Source organism: Leptolyngbya sp. FACHB-711 (assembly GCF_014695615.1).
In the GTDB taxonomy this organism is placed as follows: Bacteria; Cyanobacteriota; Cyanobacteriia; order Elainellales; family Elainellaceae; genus Leptolyngbya_A.
On the sequence record NZ_JACJOR010000553.1, the window covers coordinates 1 to 3,056 of the forward strand.

The 3,056-nt window shown below is 44.4% G+C and carries 6 protein-coding genes; 3 read left to right on the forward strand and 3 right to left on the reverse strand.

What is annotated here, in order from left to right:
• Positions 1-45: 45 nt before the first annotated feature.
• Positions 46-468 carry a nuclear transport factor 2 family protein gene (locus H6F80_RS27525; protein ID WP_190794711.1) on the reverse strand — a complete coding sequence of 141 codons (423 nt, stop codon included), beginning with the start codon at positions 466-468 and terminating at the stop codon, positions 46-48.
• A 47-nt stretch (positions 469-515) separates the two neighbouring features.
• Here H6F80_RS27525 and H6F80_RS27530 point away from each other — a divergent pair, with 47 nt between their 5' ends.
• Positions 516-977 (forward strand): MarR family winged helix-turn-helix transcriptional regulator, encoded by a 462-nt coding sequence (locus tag H6F80_RS27530; protein WP_190794712.1) that lies wholly within the window; start codon positions 516-518, stop codon positions 975-977.
• 88 nt (positions 978-1,065) lie between these two features.
• On the opposite strand, the gene H6F80_RS27535 is transcribed toward H6F80_RS27530, so the two are convergent.
• A complete protein-coding gene (locus H6F80_RS27535) occupies positions 1,066-1,416 on the reverse strand; it encodes a GNAT family N-acetyltransferase (RefSeq protein ID WP_190794716.1) in 351 nt (116 codons plus the stop codon).
• 182 nt (positions 1,417-1,598) lie between these two features.
• Here H6F80_RS27535 and H6F80_RS27540 point away from each other — a divergent pair, with 182 nt between their 5' ends.
• The gene (locus H6F80_RS27540) at positions 1,599-1,850 is read left to right on the forward strand and encodes a hypothetical protein (RefSeq protein WP_190794713.1); all 252 of its coding nucleotides are present in this window, start codon (positions 1,599-1,601) and stop codon (positions 1,848-1,850) included.
• Positions 1,851-2,192, forward strand: coding sequence for a type II toxin-antitoxin system RelE/ParE family toxin (locus tag H6F80_RS27545; protein WP_190794714.1), 342 nt, complete (start codon positions 1,851-1,853; stop codon positions 2,190-2,192).
• Between the two features lie 320 nt (positions 2,193-2,512).
• Here the strand turns inward: H6F80_RS27545 and H6F80_RS27550 are convergent.
• Positions 2,513-3,056, reverse strand: a 544-nt coding sequence (locus H6F80_RS27550) for a hypothetical protein (protein ID WP_190794715.1), incomplete at its 5' end; no start/stop codon positions are given.

The following is a 3,056-nucleotide window of genomic DNA, read 5'->3' on the forward strand; positions in this document are numbered from 1 at the left end:
TAAGGTTCTGGATAGATCGTCTTACCGAGCGGTGCTGAAATCGATTCAGCTGAAATTGGCGATTGCTTCATAACCCTCCCTTGTGATGTTAATGGCGTAACAAGCCCAAGCTTTCTTTACCTTCCCACTACCGTCGAACCATAGTACTTCAGTCACCATGCCCCGATGCCCTCGGTAATAGAGCGTGATGCTATCGACACCCGTCAAGACTTCTTTCAGTTCAAAATGAAGGTCAGGGATTTGCGCTAACCCCTTCTTCCAGTAAACTCTCACATCCGCCTTGCCATGTAGAATGCCGCTAGATTCTCCAGCAATAGAGGGGATCAAAGGGGAAGCCAACTCGAAGTCATCCGTGTAGTGGCTCAGGACAGCATCGATGTCATGTTGATTCCAGCCCTCGATCCAACTGCGGGCAAAGCTTAATGCGAAATCTGCGTTGAGGATCGGCATGGTTACAAAATAGGTCATCTAGGTTGACATATTCAAATTAGCTGAACATCGATTAATATGTCAACATGACTGACCTAAATAGTTCGCCAAGCGATCGGGAAAAAGAACTGAATGAGGCTCTGGAAGCGTTGCACTTTGCTTTTCGCGCAGTTGTTGCAAAGCCAGATGCCATACTTGCTGAGCGTGGTCTCTCGCGTGTCCATCATCGGATTCTATATTTTATTGGTCGCAAGCCAGGATTAAGCGTTAACGAATTACTGGCGACTCTCGGAATCAGTAAACAGTCTTTGAACAGTCCATTACGGCAACTGACCCAATTAGGGCTAGTCGAATCTAATATTGACACCACCGATCGCCGAATCAAACGCCTAACCCTTACACCATCGGGCTTATGTTTGGAGAGCCAATTATCCGGCGATCAACGACAACGTTTTGCGCGGGTGTTTGAAGTTGTCGGACGAGAAGGGGAAACTACATGGCGTAAGGTTATGCATCTACTAGCGGAGGATACATTTGCCGGGGAATAAACTAAGCAGCCTAACGACCAAGTTGAGCAGTGATAAGTAACTTTGAATTCCGTACAAAGAGCTTAATTCCAGCCGCCCCAACGTAGGGTTAGCCTGCTTTGTGCAGTAACCAATCCTCTCTTCTCAACTCGAATGTTTGCTCAATACACAATTCACCCTTGAACTCCACCTCATCCGATCGCACTAGATTCATTCCCAAGCGCCTAAGCAAATCAATAGACGGTTCATTTCGCATATCAGTTATTCCGACGATCTGGTTGATGTATCCAAGTTCAAATATTGAACAAACCAGAGCTTGAACAGCTTCTTGTGCATATCCTTTACCTTGCTCTTCACGAGCCAAAGTAAAACCAATTTCTACGATTGCCGGATTCTCAATGTAAATCTGCATTCCAATGTCGCCCACGAGCAAGTTGGATTGCTTGTGGGCGATCGCAATCCTATGGCGTTAAAAAACTGCCTCCCATTTCTGAGAAGCAGTCTTGATAATTAATCAGAGCTTGCGCTGAAAATCCTTCCAACGATCGCCCTCAGTTTCCCAGAAAGACGATCGCTTCCAGCATGTAAAACACATCAGCATCATTGCTAGAATGCTCACCAAAAGCTCACACCAAAACCGCTATGCCAATTGTTGTCACCCTTAGCCCTGAGTTAGAAGCCTTGTTGCGGGATAGAGCTGCCCGACAAGGTCAGGATGTTAGTCTCGTTGCATCTCAATTGCTAGCTAGTGTTTTACAAGCGGAAGAGCAAGACTTAGAAGAGACGATCAAGGGAATTCAGCAAGGTCTGGATGACTTTAAGACGGAGAGATTTCGGTCTTTTGAAGATTTTGCTGAAGAACAGCGTCACAGGTACAATCTGTCAGCCGATTAGATGAAGTACCGTATCGAAATCTCAAGTGTGGCAGAAGCTGAGGCAGATAATGCTTTTCTGCGGTTATCTCAAGTGACCACTCCCGCGAAAGCAAGCCAATGGTATTTGGGCTTATTGCAGGCGATCAGCTCCCTATCTCAAATGCCGAAACGCTGCCCTTTAACACGGGAGAATCAGTACTTTAGTCAAGAAATCAGACAGCTACTTTATGGCAAAGGGCGCAACTCCTATCGTATTCTCTTTACGGTTTTGGAAGGGGCATCGACGGTTCGCATTTTGCACATTCGACAAGCTACACAGCAACCGCTTGGGGAAGATCCAGAAGAACCCAACGCGACCTAGCTCTGTCATAAGCTAGCGATCGCTCTCAGCGAGTAAAATGCGTCAGCGTCGTGCATAATTTCACGAGATTAAACTGCTGTCTGCCATCGCTTCACGTTTTTTAAGGGCACCCATAACAGTAATATTAGGTGAGACGATTGAGGTTGCATTGTCAGTGATAACTACTGATTACTACTGAGACGGGGGTGATATCGAGCAATTTCAGTAGATAGTATCTTTTTCTTAGAAATTAATCATCAGACCTAATAGATAGCACTCTAGAATCAGGAGTTATCCTTGAAAACTCTCCTGTTTAATTTCTGAAAAGCTTAGGGATTACTTTAGTTGTCCGTAGTATCTTCTAGCTCTTCTTTAGAAGCAGGAAGGGCTTTTAGTTCTTTACCGCTTGTAATGCTTTTCTGAGGTTGCCTAGCGAATGTGGTTGAAGTCTTCTTGAGAGCTTCTTGAATAGTTGGTGCTTCACAAATAATTTGCTCAACCTTCTCACGATTTGCGACTAGCTCTTCAAATGTAGGTTTCCAGAAGTCGTGTATATCGGGAACAGCACCAATAATGTCATAAGGGCTAGGAGTGATATATACAAGTAAGTTAAGAACCCATGCTGTGACATGTTTGAAGGTGGGATTATTCTTATCCTTAAGACTAGGCTCCGTCATCACTAAATCACACACCAATGCTTTAGTAACTTTTTCTAGTCCTTTAGTTCCCTCTATATGGTATCTACGTATTGCTTTTAGGATATCTTCAATTCGATCTACCAAGAGATTTTTTAACTCTCTACACAAGCTAGATTCAAGAATTTCTTCTAAAAGACCTCTAAACTCACCGTTGAGCTTCTCCAGAAAGTCCTGTTGGAGAAAAATT